The sequence below is a fragment of the Streptomyces lushanensis genome (assembly GCF_001700515.1).
GTDB classification, from domain to species: domain Bacteria; phylum Actinomycetota; class Actinomycetes; order Streptomycetales; family Streptomycetaceae; genus Streptomyces; species Streptomyces lushanensis.
Genome location: NZ_MAUD01000342.1, coordinates 1 through 15,281, shown reverse-complemented (window position 1 = coordinate 15,281; position 15,281 = coordinate 1). Strand labels below are relative to the sequence as shown.

The 15,281-nt window shown below is 72.0% G+C and carries 12 protein-coding genes; 6 read left to right on the top strand and 6 right to left on the bottom strand.

What is annotated here, in order from left to right; all coding sequences use genetic code 11:
• Positions 1–185 precede the first annotated feature (185 nt).
• From BFF77_RS25345 to BFF77_RS25335, 3 genes are all read left to right on the top strand, one after another.
• Positions 186–1,775, top strand: a complete 1,590-nt coding sequence (locus tag BFF77_RS25345; protein ID WP_169922726.1) for an FtsW/RodA/SpoVE family cell cycle protein — start codon at positions 186–188, stop codon at positions 1,773–1,775.
• Entirely contained in the window at positions 1,772–3,229 is a 1,458-nt protein-coding gene (locus BFF77_RS25340; protein WP_066953849.1) for a penicillin-binding transpeptidase domain-containing protein, read from the top strand. Before BFF77_RS25345 ends, BFF77_RS25340 begins: the two co-directional genes overlap by 4 nt.
• 77 nt (positions 3,230–3,306) lie before the next feature.
• Positions 3,307–4,497 (top strand): amidase family protein, encoded by a 1,191-nt coding sequence (locus BFF77_RS25335; protein WP_066953846.1) that lies wholly within the window; start codon positions 3,307–3,309, stop codon positions 4,495–4,497.
• Positions 4,498–4,513: 16 nt separating this feature from the next.
• Here the strand turns inward: BFF77_RS25335 and BFF77_RS25330 are convergent, their stop codons facing one another.
• Positions 4,514–5,437 (bottom strand): ADP-ribosylglycohydrolase family protein, encoded by a 924-nt coding sequence (locus BFF77_RS25330; protein ID WP_066953842.1) that lies wholly within the window; start codon positions 5,435–5,437, stop codon positions 4,514–4,516.
• Positions 5,438–5,547: 110 nt separating this feature from the next.
• Here BFF77_RS25330 and BFF77_RS25325 point away from each other — a divergent pair, with 110 nt between their 5' ends.
• The 3 genes from BFF77_RS25325 to BFF77_RS25315 all read left to right on the top strand — a co-directional run bounded on the left by BFF77_RS25325 (position 5,548) and on the right by BFF77_RS25315 (position 8,258).
• On the top strand, positions 5,548–6,360 hold the full coding sequence (locus BFF77_RS25325) for a TetR/AcrR family transcriptional regulator (protein WP_066953839.1): 813 nt from the start codon (positions 5,548–5,550) through the stop codon (positions 6,358–6,360).
• Positions 6,361–6,439: 79 nt separating this feature from the next.
• Positions 6,440–6,721, top strand: a complete 282-nt coding sequence (locus tag BFF77_RS25320) for a hypothetical protein (RefSeq protein WP_066953836.1) — start codon at positions 6,440–6,442, stop codon at positions 6,719–6,721.
• 100 nt (positions 6,722–6,821) lie between these two features.
• Positions 6,822–8,258 (top strand): C40 family peptidase, encoded by a 1,437-nt coding sequence (locus tag BFF77_RS25315; protein ID WP_066953833.1) that lies wholly within the window; start codon positions 6,822–6,824, stop codon positions 8,256–8,258.
• A gap of 87 nt (positions 8,259–8,345) precedes the next feature.
• On the opposite strand, the gene BFF77_RS25310 is transcribed toward BFF77_RS25315, so the two are convergent.
• Genes BFF77_RS25310 through BFF77_RS25290 form a run of 5 tightly spaced genes read right to left on the bottom strand, consistent with a single transcriptional unit; the run spans position 8,346 to position 14,638 of the window.
• Positions 8,346–9,617, bottom strand: a complete 1,272-nt coding sequence (locus tag BFF77_RS25310; RefSeq protein ID WP_066953830.1) for a styrene monooxygenase/indole monooxygenase family protein — start codon at positions 9,615–9,617, stop codon at positions 8,346–8,348.
• A 57-nt stretch (positions 9,618–9,674) separates the two neighbouring features.
• Entirely contained in the window at positions 9,675–10,388 is a 714-nt protein-coding gene (locus BFF77_RS25305) for a GTP-binding protein (RefSeq protein ID WP_079125490.1), read from the bottom strand.
• On the bottom strand, positions 10,369–10,782 hold the full coding sequence (locus BFF77_RS25300) for a DUF742 domain-containing protein (protein ID WP_066953827.1): 414 nt from the start codon (positions 10,780–10,782) through the stop codon (positions 10,369–10,371). Before BFF77_RS25300 ends, BFF77_RS25305 begins: the two co-directional genes overlap by 20 nt.
• The gene (locus BFF77_RS25295; RefSeq protein WP_066953824.1) at positions 10,779–11,270 is read right to left on the bottom strand and encodes a roadblock/LC7 domain-containing protein; all 492 of its coding nucleotides are present in this window, start codon (positions 11,268–11,270) and stop codon (positions 10,779–10,781) included. Before BFF77_RS25295 ends, BFF77_RS25300 begins: the two co-directional genes overlap by 4 nt.
• Entirely contained in the window at positions 11,267–14,638 is a 3,372-nt protein-coding gene (locus BFF77_RS25290; RefSeq protein WP_079125491.1) for a sensor histidine kinase, read from the bottom strand. Before BFF77_RS25290 ends, BFF77_RS25295 begins: the two co-directional genes overlap by 4 nt.
• Between the last annotated feature and the right edge of the window lie 643 nt (positions 14,639–15,281).

Below are 15,281 nucleotides of genomic sequence, written 5' to 3'. Positions count from 1 at the left end.
GACGCCGCGCCCGGCGCCGTGGCCGACCACCGCGAGCCCCATCCGCGCCGCGCCACACCCGTAAGCCACCCCCGCCACGCCGAGCCGCACCCGCCACACGCACGCAGCACACGAAGTGAGCCCGGCATGCTTTACGACTCCACATAAACGGACATAAGGCATGCCGCCTTGCTACGTTTCGATCCATGACCGCAACGACGGGGGACACTCCCCCGCCCGAGCCCGGCCTCCGCAAGCGCCGCGGCGTCGAACTCTCCCTCCTCGTCTGCGCCGTCCTCATCTCCGTCTTCGGCTATGCCGGCGTCGGTCTCGGCAAGTACGGCGCGCTGCCGCCCGGCGCGGCCGGATATGGCGCCGGGCTGGGCCTGCTCGCCCTCCTCGCCCATGTCGCGGTCCGTCTCCGCGCGCCGTACGCGGATCCCCTGCTGCTCCCCATCGCGGTGCTGCTCAACGGTCTGGGCCTGGTGCTGATCCACCGGCTCGACCTGGAGACCCCGAACGACATCGCGGCGCCGACCCAGTTGGTGTGGTCCACGTTCGGCGTCGCGCTGTTCATCGCCGTCGTCACGTTCGTGCGCGACCACCGCGCGCTCCAGCGCTACGCGTACCTCTCGGTCGCCACCGCGCTGGTGCTGCTCATCGTGCCGATCTTCTCCCCGGCCGTGAACGGCGCCAAGATCTGGATCAGGGTCGGCGGGCTCTCCTTCCAGCCCGGTGAGTTCGCCAAGATCCTGCTCGCGGTCTACTTCGCCGCGTATCTCGCCGCCAACCACCATGTCCTCGCCTACACCGGCCGCCGGATCCGCAAGCTCCACCTGCCCACCGGACGCGTTCTCGGACCGATCGTCGCCATCTGGGTGGTCAGTGTGATGGTCCTCGTCCTCGAACAGGATCTGGGCACCTCGCTGCTCTTCTTCGGACTCTTCGTGATCATGCTGTACGTGGCGACCGGGCGCACCGGCTGGATCGCCGTCGGGCTGCTGCTCGCCGCGGTCGGCGCCTTCGCCGTGGGTTCGCTGGAGCCGCATGTGCACAGCAGGGTCGAGGACTGGCTGCATCCGTTCGCGTCCATCGAGGAGGGACGCGGGCCGGGTCAGCTCGCGCAGTCGCTCTTCGCGTTCGCGGCGGGCGGGCTGTTCGGTACGGGCCTGGGCCGCGGCCAGTCCATTCTGATCGGCTTCGCCGCCAAGTCGGACTTCATCCTCGCCACCGCGGGCGAGGAGCTGGGCTTCGTCGGACTGGCCGCCGTCTTCATGCTGTACGCGCTGCTGGTCGCCCGCGGCTACCGGACCGGCCTCGTCCTGCTCGACCCGTTCGGACGACTGCTCGCCACCGGGCTCGCCTCGATCCTCGCCCTCCAGGTGTTCGTCATCGCGGGCGGGGTGATGGGCCTGATCCCGCTGACCGGTATGGCCATGCCCTTCCTCGCCCAGGGCGGCTCGTCGGTCGTCACCAACTGGGTGATCGTGGCGCTGCTCATCCGGCTCAGCGACTCGGCCCGCAGCCCGCGCCCCGAGCCCGCGGCCACGTCCGGGCCCGCACCCGTGCCCGAGTCCGGGCCCCTGTCGAAGTCACGGCCCAGGTCCACGTCCACGTCCACGTCCCGGTCCAGGTCCGAGTCCCTGCCCAGGTCCAAATCCGCGTCCGCGTCCGCGTCCTCGTCCGCGTCCCCGTTGCCGTCCGGTGAGACGTCCGAGTCCGAGGAGACGGGGGTCGGCACACCCGCGGTCCTGGACCCTCGGGTACGACCGGTGATCCGCGAGGACGACCGGTGATCCGCCATGTCCGGCGCACCGCCCTCTTCTGTCTGCTGCTCCTCGTCGCCCTGCTGCTCAACGCCGTCAGAATCCAGATCATCGACGCGCACTCCCTCGACGCCAATCCCGCCAACCGCCGCAACTCCGTGCTCCGTTACGCCCAGCCGCGCGGTGACATCCTCGTCGACGGCAAGGCGGTCACCCGCTCCAATGACACCCGCGAGTTACTGCGCTACGAGCAGGGCTACACCCAGGGACCGCTGTACGCGCCGGTCACCGGCTACGCCTCGCAGACGTACGGCACGACGCTGCTGGAGAGCGCCGAGGACGACGTGCTCTCCGGTACGGAGCCGATGCTCGCGCCCTTCCCCTTCTGGAACGATCTCACCCGCAGCCGGCAGCCAGGCGGCAGCGTCGTCACCACCGTCAAGGCGTCGATGCAGCGGGCCGCGTACGACGGACTCGCCGGGCGGCGCGGCGCGGTGGCGGCGATCGAGCCGACGACGGGCAGGATTCTGGCGCTGGTCAGCAGCCCGTCGTACGACCCCGGCCGGCTCTCCGGCACCGGCAGGAGTGTCACCGGCGCCTGGACGCGGCTGACCCGGGAGGACACCCAGCCGATGCTCAACCGGGCCATCCGGCAGACCTATCCGCCCGGTTCGGCCTTCAAGATCGTGACGGCGGCGGCCGCGCTGGAGTCCGGGACGGTCGAGGACGCCTACGCGCCGACCGGTATCGAGGAACCGTTCATCCTGCCGGGCACGAGGACCAGACTGCCCAACGAGGCGGTCGGCTGCGACCGGGCGTCGCTCGCGTACGCCCTGAGATGGTCCTGCAACACGGTGCTGGCCGGGCTCTCGGTGAAGGTCGGGCCGGCCCGGATGCTGCGCACCGCGGAGGGATTCGGCTTCAACGACGCCGGGCTCGGAATCCCTTCCCGGGTCGCCGCCTCCCGGTTCGACACCCGCATGAGCGACGACGAGCTGGCGCTGTCCTCCATCGGTCAGTTCGACACCCGGGCCACTCCGCTCCAGATGGCGATGGTCGCGGCGGCGGTCGCCAACGGCGGCGATCTCCGCCACCCGTATCTGGTGGACCGGATCACCACCGCGGACGGCGACATCGTGTCGCGTACGGGCGAGCGGATGTACCGGCGGCCGATGAGCCCGGCCACGGCGCAGCAGCTGCGGCAGATGATGATCGACTCGGTCAGGGACGGTACGGGGACGAAGGCGGCCATTCCCGGGGTGACGGTCGGCGGGAAGACGGGCACGGCCCAGCACGGGGTGGACAACTCCGGTCTGCCGTACGCCTGGTTCATCGCCTGGGCGCAGGCCGAGGACACGGTCCGTCCGGCGGTCGCGGTCGCGGTGGTCGTGGAGGACGCGGCTGCCGGGCGGGCGGACATCAGCGGCGGCGGTAACGCGGCCCCGATCGCGCGCGCGGTGATGGAGGAGGCGCTGCGAGACTGAGCGGGTGGACCGCGCGAGGGCGATGGGCAGGGGGTGCGCCTGTGACCGACAGGGGGCTTGTGACCGGTGATGAGCCCATGACGGAGTTGGTCGCGCGGTCGCTGGCGCGGATCGAACGGCTCGATCCCCGGCTGTGCGCGTTCATCGACGTGTGGGAGGACGAGGCGCTGGAGCGGGCGCGCACGGTGGACCGGCGGCTGCCGCTCGCCGGGCTGCCGTTCGCGGTGAAGGGACCGGCCGGGATCCGGTCGTACGCGGCGGAGCGCCTGATCGCGGCGGGCGCGGTGCCGGTGGGCTCGACGGCGGTGCCGGGGCCCGGAACGTACTGGCAGACCTGGGGGCGGGGCAGGCACGGGCGTACGGTCAATCCGTACCGCGCCGACCGTACGCCCGGCGGGTCCTCGGCCGGCTCCGCGGTGGCGGTCGCGGCCGGGATGGTGCCGCTGGCCACGGGCAGCGACGGGGCGGGGTCGGTACGGATCCCGGCCGCGTGGTGCGGCGTGTTCGGGCTGAAGACGACGAACGGACTGCTGCCCTCGCCGGACCGTACGGGACTGGCCTCGGCGGGCATACTGGCACGGTCGGCGGCCCGGGCGCGGCCGTATCTGCGCGCTGTGCTCGGCACGGACGACCCCGCTCGCGACCGTGTTCACGATCCGGCCGAGGACCCGGCCGCCCCGGCTCTGCCGGTGCCCGCGGTCTACTCCCCGGATCTGGGCTACGCGCGGCCGGACCCGGAGGTGGCCGCGGTGGTACGGGCGGCGGTCCGGCGGCTGGTGACGGCGGGGGTGGTACGGCTCGTACGACCGGAGGGGGCGGGAGGCCCGAAGGCGCCGCACGCGCCCCATGAGCCACACGCGCCCCACACGCCGCACGATCCGTCGGCGCCCGCCGGTCCGTTCGTACTCCTCGATCCGCGCGAGGCCTGGACGACCGTGCGCGGCGGCGATCCGTCCGGGGACGCCTGGGCTCGGGCGGTGGAGGTACGGGCCGAGAACGACCGCAGGCTCGACGCCCTGTTCGCCCGGACGCCCCTGCTGCTCACCCCGGTCACACCGAACCGGCCGCATGGCCACGAGGGACCGGGCGCGCTCTACTCCACGGCGCTGACCTGGGCGTTCAATCTGAGCGGGCATCCAGCGGCAAGCATTCCGGCCGGTTTCACGGCGGACGGCTGCCCGGTCGGACTGCATCTGGTCGCGGCGCGGGGGGCGGATGCCGCGCTGCTCGACATGGCCGCCGCGGCGGAGAGGCACGCGGCTTCCTGAGCGGCCGGACAGGACCTCACGTCGGCGGCTCCCACCGTGGCAGCGGCTCCCGGCGCTCCCGCCACTGCGCCGGGACCGAGCCCGTTCCCGTACGGGCCGCGACGATGCCTCCCGTGATGGCGCAGGTGGTGTCCACGTCACCGAAGCCCTCGGCCGTCGACCAGAGCGCGGCCGGCAGGTCGTCACGGTGGCGGGCGGCCGTCCAGACCGCGAACGGCACGGTGTCGTCCGCGCGGATCCGCCGCCCGTTGCCGAGCACGTCGGCGGCCTTCCACGGCTCGGTGGTGAAGGGCAGTTCCGCCGCCCGCGCGAGACCGTCCCGTACCGGGCCCTCGGGCGTGGCCTCGGCCACCGCCGCCACGGAGAGCGCGGACCGTACCGACAGCGCCGCCGCCACGGCGACCGCCACCGCGCCCGCGATCCCCTGCGGATGGGCGTGGGTCACCTCGGCGGAGCGGACGGCCTGCTCGGCGACGTGTGCGAGATCGGCAGCGAACCAGGCGCCGAGCGGCGCCACCCGCATCGCCGCGCCGTTGCCGAGGCTGCCGCCCTCGAACAGTCCGGGGGCCAGGGTGCGCCAGCTCTCCGGCTCGGCGAGCAGGGCGGGCAGCAGCGTGTGCATACCGTGCCCGTAGCCCCGGGCCGGGTCCGCGTCGTAGGTGAGGGCGAAGCAACTGGCCAGCCGGTCCTGGTCGATGACACCGTGCTCGTGCAGGACGCGCTGGATCGCGAGGGCCATCGCCGTGTCGTCCGTCCAGTTCCACTCCAGCTCCTGCGGTGTGAGCCTGGCCTTGATCTCGGCGTAGGCGCGCGGGCGTTCACGGAAGAGCGGGAACCAGCGCTCGCCGAAGGCATCGCCCAGCGCGAGCCCTTCGAGACTGCGCCGGGCCGCCGCCCGGTCGGCGGGAACACGGTCGGAGGCTGTGTGTGGGGTGGTCATAGGGGCCATCGTGCCTCTCGGGGGCGTGCGATGCGCCATGTTCGCAGGGCCGGAGCGGCGGGTACCCGGTCGACGCCCGACCGGCCCTCGGGTCCGGTTACGCTGCCGACATGACCGCGCCCGCAACACCCGCGTACAGACGGCTCACTGTCGAGGAGCGCCGCACACAGCTTCTCGACGCGGCGCTCACGCTCTTCGCGCACCGGGCTCCCGAGGATGTCTCCCTCGACGATGTCGCGGCGGCGGCCGGGGTGTCGCGACCGCTCGTCTACCGCTACTTCCGGGGCGGCAAGCAGGAGTTGTACGAGGCCGCGCTCCGCTCCGCCGCCGACGAACTGGAACTGTGCTTCACCGAGCCGCCGGTGGGACCGCCGACGGAGCGGCTCGGGCGCGTGCTCGACCGCTATCTCGCCTTCGTCGACCAGCACGACGCCGGATTCAGCGCGCTGCTCCAGGGCGGCAGCGTCTGCGAGACGTCCCGGACGACCGCGATCGTGGACGAGGTACGACGGGCCGCGGCCGAACAGATCCTGCTCCACATCGGTACGGGCGAGGCGGCTGCGGACCGTACGACCATCGACCGGCCGGACACCGACCCTGCGGACACCGACCGTACGGCCATCGGCCCGTCCGCTCCGCAGCCGCCGGGCGCGCGGCTGCGGATGATGGTGCGCACCTGGATCGCGGCCGTCGAATCGGCGTCGCTGATATGGCTGGACGAGGAGAAGCAGCCGCCCGCCGCCGAACTGCGCGACTGGCTGGTCGACCATCTCGTCGCGCTCCTGGTCGCCACGGCGGCCACGGACGAGGAGACCGCCGGGGCCGTCGACACACTGATGGCGCACGAGCGCCCGGACGGCCCGGTGGCCACGCTGGCCCGCCGCGTGATCCCCCGGGTCACCGGAGCCGCACGGCTCCTGTAGGACCGCCGCTCCTGGCGGCGAGGGCCGGCGAGCGGAACGCCTGGGCCGCGCTCCGCCCGGACTGAGCGAGACTGGGCCCGTGAGAAGCGAAGACACCCCCTTTGTCGGCGGCCCGATGGACGGGCGCGTACTGCCCGTGCTGACGGGACCGACCGGGCATCCGCCCAAGTGGTACGAGATCCCGGTGCCCGACGCGGACGGCGGGCCGCCCACCGTGCACACCTACCGGCGCGCTCCGGCGGGGTACGGCAAGCGCCTTGGGCTGCAGCGCGGATGGAAGTACGAGTACGTCTCCACGGGCCGCGAGCGCCGGACGCTGAAGTGGCCCTGGTCGAAGCCGGGTGGTCCCTCACAGGGGTGATGCTGTTGCGCCACCCCGCCCATTAATGAGCTATTCGTACGTCATCTCACCTCATCATCGCCTAGTGCTGGACTCTCGATCCCGCAACGGAGGTGATGACATGTCAGGAAGAGTCGTACGCGCGGCCTGTACCGCGGCGCTGGCCACCGCGACCGTCCTCGCCGGGGTGCCCTTCGCTTCGGGCGCCGTCGCGGAGCCGGGCGACGAGACGGCATCGGGCACCTCGGCGTCGGCGTCCCCTTCCCCGTCCCGGGACAAGGACAAGGGCAGGGACAGGGACAGCGGCAGGACCGGGACCGACGGGCCGGACCCCGAAAAGCCGGGGCCCGGCAACCGAACTGACGGGACATCAGCATTCGGCGACGATCCACTGGACGCCGAGGGCGGGGCCTTCGGCGCCGGAGCGCCCGCCGGCACCGCCGCGCTGGACGCCGGCCTCGACGCGTCCACGCCCCGAACCGTCTCCGGGATGCTGAGCCGCCTCCAGCTTCTCTACCGGCAGGCCGAGCAGGCCACGGAGGCCTTCAACGCCACCGAGGCCGAACTCACCCGGCAGCGCGCCGAGACGAAGCGGCTCACCGCCGCCCTCGCCCGGTCGCGTACGGCCCTGTCCCTGAGCCGCGGCGACGCGGGCCGGCTGGCGCGCCGGCAGTACCAGGGACAGTCCGAACTCTCCGGCTATCTGCGGCTGCTGCTCGCCCGCGATCCGCAGCAGGCTCTGGAGGAGAGCTATCTGGTGCGGCGCACCGCGCGCGACAGGGCCCATACGCTCGCACGGCTCGCCGGCACCGAGAAACGCGCCGCCGCCCTGGCCACCGCGTCCCGCGAGGCACTCGGTAGGCAGCAGACCCTCGCCACCAAGCAGCGCAAGCAGCGGGACATGGTCAAGTCCAGGCTCCTGGACGTCGAGAAGCTGCTCGCCTCGCTCAGCCGCAGACAGATCGCCGCGGTGGCCGCGCTGGAGAAGGCCGGTACGGACGAGGCCCAGCGCGAACTGCTCGCCTCGGGCGCGCTCGGAGACGCTTTCGGAGAGGGGGCGGCGACTCAGGCGGGCGCACCCGGAGCGCCCGGGGGCGAGGCGGGCAGAGCGCCCTCGGCCGAGGGCGGCGATGCGGTGCGCTACGCCGTCGAGCAGATCGGCAAACCGTACGAATGGGGCGCCGAGGGACCGGACACCTTCGACTGTTCGGGGCTGACCCAGCAGGCCTGGGCGCGCGCCGGCGTGAGCATCCCGCGTACCAGCCAGGAGCAGTGGGACCAGCTCCCCCGGATCTCACTGCGCGAGCTGCGCCCCGGCGATCTGGTGATCTACTTTCCCGAGGCCACCCATGTGGCGATCTACCTCGGCGGCGGGATGGTGATCCAGGCGCCCCGCCCCGGCGCGAGTGTCAAGGTCTCGCCGATCGCGGCGAATCCGCTGCTGGGCGCCGTACGACCCGATCCCGAGGCCCGTTCGCTGAACCCCGGGGCGTACGTACCGCCGGAGCTGCCCGAGGGCGCGATGGACGGCGCGGACACCGGCTACAACCAGGCCTGACGCACGAAGGGACCGGGAGGTACGAAAGACACCGGGAGGCACGGCGAGAGGGGCGGGCAGGACGAGCGGACAGGACGGGTGGCCCGGTCAGGCGCCCTTCGCGCCCGTCGTGCCGACCGCACCGACCGTGCCCGAGACCTCCGCCAGATACTCCTTCGTCTTCCCGGGCTCGTAGAAGAAGTTCTCGAAGTCGGCCGGATCGTTGAAGCCGTTCGCGAACCGGTCGGCCACCGGCGGGATCCGGCCCGCCGCGCCGATCAGATCGAGGACATGCTCCGGCGGTGCGCCCAGCATGGCGTTCGTCCACTTCGTGACATGCCGGGCGGTCTCCCAGTGCCGGTCGAACGCCGACCGCATCCACGCCTCGTCGAACGGCCGGTCGCCGTGCGCCACTATCGACTCCAGATACGAAGCGGCGCACTTGGCCGCCGAGTTGGAGCCCTGTCCGGTGATCGGGTCGTTGGCGACGACGACATCGGCGACACCGAGGACAAGACCGCCGCCGGGCAGCCGCCCGACCGGGTGGCGCACGGTCGGCGCGTACCGTCCGGCGAGTGTGGCGTTGGCGTCCGTCAGCTCGACCTTCGTGGCCCGCGCGTACTCCCAGGGCGTGAAGCGTTCCATCAGCTCCAGGGTGAGCGAGAGATGCTCGGCGGGGTCCTTGACGCCCCGGAAGACGTCGAGCGGACCGCCGGGCACGCCCTCCCAGAAGAGGATGTCCGCACGGCCCGAGGTGGTGAGGGTGGGCATCACGAACAGTTCGCCGACGCCAGGCACCAGATTGCAGCGCACGGCGTCGTGTTCGGGGTGCTCGGGACGCGGGCCCAGGCCGTGCACATACGCGACCGCGAGCGCGCGCTGCGGGGCGTCGAACGGGGAGCGGGAGGCGTCCCGGCCGAACATCGAGACCAGTTCGCCCTTGCCCGCGCAGACCAGCACCAGATCGTACGTACGGGAGAAGTAGTCCAGGTCGGAGACGGCCGCGCCGTGTATCACGAGCTGGCCGCCGCGCTGGGCGAAGGTCTCCATCCAGCCGGCCATCTTGACGCGCTGGTCGACGGACTGGGCGTATCCGTCGAGCCTGCCCACCCAGTCGACGGCCCGGGTGGAGTCGGGCGCGGTGACCGAGACGCCGACGCCTTCGATCCTCGGCGCCTGGGACTCCCAGAAACCTATCTGGAGATCGCGCTCGTGCTGGAGCGCGGTGTGGAACATGCACTGCGTGGACATGACCCGGCCGGACCGGATCTCGTCCGCCGTGCGGTTGGACATCAGGGTGATCTCGTACCCCCGCGACTGGAGGCCGAGGGCGAGCTGAAGCCCGGACTGACCGGCTCCGACGACGAGTATCTTCCGCATGGCGGGTTCTCCGATTGCGTACGTGATGCGAGTGCGAGCTGCGGGACGCGACGGGCGCTATTCGGGCGAGGCCGCGAGCGCGTGGCGTACCAGCGTGAGCATCGACTCGACGACCGTGATCCGTTTGCGCGCGTCCATGATCAGTACGGGGATCTCGTCCGGAATCGTCAGCGCGTCCCGGACGTCCTCGATGTCGAACGGCTCCGAGCCCTCGAAGTGGTTGACCGCGACGACATAGGGCAGCCCGCAGCTCTCGAAGTAGTCGAGCGCCGGGAAGGAGTCGGCGACGCGCCGCGTGTCGACCAGGACGACGGCGCCGATCGCGCCGCGCACCAGGTCGTCCCACATGAACCAGAAGCGCTCCTGGCCCGGTGTGCCGAAGACGTACAGCACCAGGTCGTTGTCGAGCGTGATCCGGCCGTAGTCCATCGCCACGGTCGTGGTGACCTTGTCGGGCGTGGCGCTGAGATCGTCGGTCTCCGCGCTGGCCTGGGTCATCAGGGCCTCGGTCTGGAGCGGGGGGATCTCCGAGACCGTGCCGACGAAGGTCGTCTTGCCGACGCCGAAGCCGCCGGCGACCACGATCTTGGTGGCGATGGGCGCACGGGTGCGGTCCAACTGCCAGGCTTTGAGCTCTTCTTCGGGCTCGGCCACGAACGGCGGGGTCATGACACCCGAGGCGGCGGCGCCCGGGGCGGTCACGCCCGGGACATTCGCACCGGCGGTGGTGACACCGGCGGTAGCGGTGGCGTCAGAGACGGCGGAGTCCACTCAGTACCCTTTCCAGCAGCGCGTGGTCGGGCTGGCCGGTCCCGTAACCGGTCCCGTACACACGGATCTTTCCCTGGTCGGCCAGGTCGCTGAGCAGCACCCGGACCACTCCGAGCGGCATCTTGAGCAGTGCCGACACCTCTGCCACTGTACGCATGCGCCGGCACAGCTCGACAATCGCCCGCATCTCCGGCATGACCTTGGAGGACGCTCCGCCGTCCGTCAACTCCTTGCGCTCGTCGGCCGCTTCGATCGCGGCGACGAAGGTCTCGACGAGCAGGACATGCCCGAAGCGGGTACGTCCGCCGGTGAGCGAGTACGGACGGACCCGGGCCGGCCTGCGGTCCCCGCCCCGTACGGGGAGCCGCCTGCCCGGTTCGGTGGGCGGCGTCATGTGGCGCTCTCCGTCGACTCCATCGACTTGCGCAACTCTTCGCGGAGCTCCGGTGTCAGCACATGTCCGGCGCGGCCGACGAAGAGTGCCATGTGATACGCGACCACACTCATATCGCAATCAGGTGTGGCGTGCACACCCAGCAGCGAGCCGTCACTGATCGCCATGACGAAAACGCTGCCCTCCTCCATGGCGACCATGGTCTGTTTGACCCCGCCGCCGTCCATCAGCTTCGCCGCTCCCACGGTCAGACTGCCGATGCCCGAGACGATGGTGGCCAGATCGGCGCTGGAGCCGCGAGGGCCCTCCTGGCGCACGGTGGTGGTCGCCTCGGTGTTCTGCCCCGGGTCGGAGGAGAGCAGCAGGAGTCCGTCGGACGAGACAACGGCGACCGAGTGGACTCCTGGCACCTCCTCGACGAGATTGCTCAACAGCCAGTGCAGGTTACGGGCTTCGCTGCTCAGTCCGAATGTGCCGGTCGCAGTCAACTGCGTGCCTCCTCGACTGTTTCCCCCGCCTCATCGGTATGTACTTCGGTCCGCGCGGTGGGCGCTGTCTGCTCCGTGAATTCGGCCTCGACATCGCGCCGGCCTTCCTTCGCGCCTTGGTGGAAGCCGCCGAGCCTGCGGCGCAGCGCTTCCGCGTCGACACCGCCGGAGCGCCCGGTGGGCGCGGCGGTGGGTGTGACGGTTCTCGGGGTGCGCTTGGGCAGCCCCTTGTCGGTGATGCGCTCCCGCGGGGAGGCATCGGAGTCGATGTCCGCGTCCGCGGCGATGTCCGCGGCCGGGTCCGGGGCGGTGTCCGGGGCCGCGGGCGCGCCGGGCCGGCGCGGGAGCCGCATCGTGAAGGTGTCCTGATCGGGGCCGGTGGTCCCGGGCTCGCCGTCGGCGACGCGCTCATGGCGCTCGGGACCGATGGCGTACGGACCGGGCAGCGGCGCGGCGGCGGGTACGGCGACGGCCCTGGCCGGTTCGGCCCCGGACTCCCGCTGAGGATCCGGCTCGAATCCACGCTCGGGTTCGGGCTCCGGGTCGGGCTCCGGGTCGAGATCGTGCTTGTGCTCGGACCCGGACCCGGCTTCCGGCGCGGACGCGGGCTCGTGCTCAAGCCCGGGCGCCATGGGCTCGTCCGGCTCGGCGGCGGCCCCCGCACCTCTGGCTTCGGTCTCCGACTGGGCGGCGGTACCGGCGTCGGTGGCTTCGGTCTCCGACTCGGCGGACTCCGCCTTGCGGATCGCCTCCTCAGCCGCCGCGACCAGCGGGTCCGGTGCCGAACGCCCGGGAAGCGCGTTGGAGTTGGCCTCCGCCGCCGAGCCCGGCAGATGCAGCGCGGGCGCCGCCCCGGCGGTCCGTGCCTGGTGCGGGGCGCCGGCCGGCGGAGAGGCGGGGAGCAGGGCCTGCGGGAGTACGACGACCGCGGCCACACCGCCCTGCTGGTGCTCGCGCAGCTCGATCCGTACGCCATGGCGCGCCGCGAGCAGCGCGGCGACCCGCAGACCGAGTCCCTCGCCCTCGATCTCGCTTCCGTACCGCTTTCTCGCCCGGCCCTCGACATCGTCGGGCTCACCGGTGTCCTTGGCGTCCTCGGGCTCGGCGAGCCGCGCGTTCAGCTCGGCGAGCCGGTCCGCGGACATCCCGATGCCCTGGTCCTGGACGGAGAGCATCACCTCGCCGCCCTCCAGCTGCCAGCCGGAGAGCTGGACCTCGGCGTCCGGCGGCGAGAAGGAGGTGGCGTTCTCCAGCAGTTCGGCCATCAGATGGCTGAGGTCGTCCGCGGCGAAGCCGGCCACCTGGGCGTGCGGCGGCAGCGAGTGGATCGTGACGCGCTCGTACCGCTCGATCTCGCTGACGGCGGCGCGCAGGACGTCCACGAGCGGTACGGGCCCGTTGGAGCCGTGGCCGTGGTCATGCCCGGCGAGCACCAGCAGATTCTCGCTGTGCCGGCGCATGACCGTGGCCATGTGGTCGAGCTTGTAGAGCGTGTCGAGCTGCTCCGGCTCCTGCTCGCGCTCCTCCAGCCCTTCGATCACGGCGAGCTGGCGCTCCACGAGACCGAGCGTGCGCAGCGAGAGATTGACGAAGGTGTGGTGGACGGTGTGCCGCAGCCGCTGGAGCTGGGCGCCGATCTCGGCCGTGCGCTCCTGGAGTTCGGCGCGCTGGGCGACGACCTTCTCGCGCGCGGCGATCAGGTCGGCGCGGTCGCCGTCGAGCGTCTCGGCGCGGGCAGAGAGTTCGAGCAGCCTGCCGTGCAGGCCGTTGAGGGACCGTACGACCTGGGCGAACTCGTCGTTGCGCCCGGTGAACCTGACCGGTTCCTCGGTCTCCGGCGCCGCCGCGAGCCGGGCCGCGCCGATCCGTACGACGGCGAGCGGCCTGGTCAGCGTGCGGGCGACGGCGGTGGACACACCGACGGCGATCAGCAGACAGCCGCCGAGGAGCGCGATCCGCAGTTCGAGACCGGTGACGGCGTCGTCGCGGAGCAGTTCGAAACGCTCCAGCCGGCTGGAGCCGAGCCCCGACTCGACGCCCCGCATCTGGTCGATCCTGGCGGAGAGCGCGGCCTCGACCTTCTTCTGGTCGGCCTCGCGGTCGGCGTCGGAGAGTTCGGGCCGGTCGGTGAGCCGGGTCAGATAGCCCTCGGCGGTCTTGACGTCCGGTCCGGTGACGGTGGCGGTCAGGGACTCGCGCGCCTCGCTGTCGGCGGTCTGGTCGAAGTCGGCGAGGGCGGCGAGCTCGCGGACGCGCGACTGCTGGGCGGTGGCGCTGAGCTCGTCACGCAGCTGGTCGTTCTTCTTGCTGTCCGAGTCGGCCGAGGGCTCCACGAGGAGTCCGGTGATCGGGTCGTACTGCGGCGCGGTGTCGGTGGGCGCGGGCACGGCGAGCGCGGCGAGCAGCAGGCCGCGGGAGGCGGACGCCTGCTCCACGGCGCGGCCGAGCGCGCCGGGCGCACGGGTGCCGTCGGCGGCCTCGGCCGGTGTCTTCTCGGCCAGTTCGTCGGCGAGTGCCTGGAGCTTGGCGATGACGTCGGAGTACGCGCGGTACGCCTCCAGGGCCGAGCCCTTGCCGGTGAGGGCGGTACGGCGGATGGAGGGGACGGTCGAGAGGTCGTGCAGCAGACCGGGAGAGGCCGAGGCGGCCGTGCGTATCTCGTCGATCTGCCGGTCGACCCGGGCGCTGCGGGCGTCGGAGATGGTGTGCTTGCCCTGGTCACCGCCGCCGGAGCCGGTGCCCCCTTCGGTGGCCGTGCTGCCGTCGGCGCCGGAGCCCGCCGTGTCGCCGGAGCCGGTGCCGGAGGAGTCGGAGGAGCCCGCGTCGGAGGAGTCCGTCCCGCCCGGCTGCGTCTCCCGGCCCGCGGCGATGAAGACGACGACCTCGTCGCGTTCGTCCGCGAGGGAGTGGGTCAGGACCACGGCCTGCTGGTTCAGCTGGGCGAGAGTGACCAGACGCTGGGCGTCGTTCAGCTCGGCGGAGGCGGTCAGCACGGCGGGCGCGCCGGCCGCGACGACGGTGATGCCGAGGACGGCGACACCGGCGACCAGCCTGCTGCGTACGCGCACGCGGCGCCCTTCGCCGCCCGTACCGCTCTCGGCGAGTCCGTTCGCGGACACGGACACGGTAGCGGGCGCGGGGGTGCCGCTCGCGCTGTCGGCCCGGCCCTTGCGGCCCCGGCCCTTACCGGACTTGTCCTTGCCGGGCTTGTTCCTGCCGGACTTGCCGGTGCCGGACGTGCCCTTGACGGACTGCCCGTCCGTGCCGGGCCGGTCGCTCCCGCCCGTCGGGGAACCGGCCGGGGAACCCGCCGTGGAACCGAACGTTCCGGCGCTGCCCACTGTTGTCGTACCGCCCGTCCCGGCCATGCCTACCGTGGCCTTGCCGGTCTCAGCCTTGGTCGCCCCGCCGCGCGTGACACCGTTACCCCGAGGCCGCTTCTTCTGCACCGGTGCTCGCATTCTTGACTCGTCCGCCCATGAAGCAGAGGTGACGACCGGTCACATCGAGAGAGCCCCCACCCCTGGTACGGCTTCCGACCATTCCAGCGCATGTGCGAGGGGGGCACGTATCGGCCGCTCCGCCACCTGAACGAGTGAACATCACGAATGAGTTGGCAAACAACTCTTCCCAGCCGAGGTCCTGCCGGAACCTGGCGTGCCGGGTGGACCTTCTGGACATGCTTTGGCAGGATGCGCGCCCGCAGCTTCCCCGATGCGCTCTTCCCCATCCCGCCCCGGCCTCGTTCGGTGTTCATTCTGACCGAATGACAGTGGTTGACCAGGTCGTACGAGTCCATCGACAGTGCGTGCAGAGACCGTGAAGGACTCATGCGGTCCCCCGGGGGAATCGTGCAGACTGGACATCATGCGCATCGAACTGGCCAGCGTGCCGAGGGCCGCCGCGAGGCCCAATGAGGACTGGACATCCGTCGCTCTGCCCGCCGCCGGCCGGGGAGGAACGCTGGTCGTCCTGGACGGGGTGACACCGCCGGCCGGGGACGACGGTTGT

What these genes read in the sequence shown, in the direction of transcription:
- BFF77_RS25290 (WP_079125491.1), bottom strand. Translation starts at nt 14,638, where the DNA reads ATGGCCGGGACGGGCGGTACGACAACAGTGGGCAGCGCCGGAACGTTC.
- BFF77_RS25310 (WP_066953830.1), bottom strand. Translation starts at nt 9,617, where the DNA reads ATGCGGAAGATACTCGTCGTCGGAGCCGGTCAGTCCGGGCTTCAGCTC.
- BFF77_RS25315 (WP_066953833.1), top strand. Translation starts at nt 6,822, where the DNA reads ATGTCAGGAAGAGTCGTACGCGCGGCCTGTACCGCGGCGCTGGCCACC.
- BFF77_RS25345 (WP_169922726.1), top strand. Translation starts at nt 186, where the DNA reads ATGACCGCAACGACGGGGGACACTCCCCCGCCCGAGCCCGGCCTCCGC.
- BFF77_RS25325 (WP_066953839.1), top strand. Translation starts at nt 5,548, where the DNA reads ATGACCGCGCCCGCAACACCCGCGTACAGACGGCTCACTGTCGAGGAG.
- BFF77_RS25330 (WP_066953842.1), bottom strand. Translation starts at nt 5,437, where the DNA reads ATGACCACCCCACACACAGCCTCCGACCGTGTTCCCGCCGACCGGGCG.
- BFF77_RS25300 (WP_066953827.1), bottom strand. Translation starts at nt 10,782, where the DNA reads ATGACGCCGCCCACCGAACCGGGCAGGCGGCTCCCCGTACGGGGCGGG.
- BFF77_RS25335 (WP_066953846.1), top strand. Translation starts at nt 3,307, where the DNA reads ATGACGGAGTTGGTCGCGCGGTCGCTGGCGCGGATCGAACGGCTCGAT.